Source organism: Maritalea porphyrae, from assembly GCF_027213965.1.
Classification (GTDB): domain Bacteria; phylum Pseudomonadota; class Alphaproteobacteria; order Rhizobiales; family Devosiaceae; genus Maritalea; species Maritalea porphyrae_A.
In genome coordinates this window covers 1-229 of the sequence record NZ_JAPWGX010000094.1, presented here as the reverse complement: position 1 = coordinate 229, position 229 = coordinate 1, and the positions used below count along the sequence as shown (strand labels likewise).

1 protein-coding gene is annotated in these 229 nt (G+C 48.5%); it reads right to left on the bottom strand.

Annotation, left to right across the window (positions count from 1 at the left end):
* On the bottom strand, positions 1-229 hold a 229-nt coding region (locus O4H47_RS18115; protein WP_269395416.1), incomplete at both ends, for a hypothetical protein.

Sequence of the window (229 nt, the reverse complement as noted above, 5' to 3'; positions counted from 1 at the left end):
TCTAATTGCTTTTCTGGCTGCGGGTCACCAATGGTCACCTGCGTCACTTGAATACCGTATTGTTGTAACGGATTGTCTTGACGAATCGGTTGCCCGGTTTTGTCTACGACAGGTACGGTTTTCCAAACCAGTTGATTGGTGCGCTGTAATTGGTTCGGATTAGCTTGATTCGCCCCAACAGGCGCAAGATCCAACTCTTCCACTTCAACCTGACGTCGCTCTGTTAGAT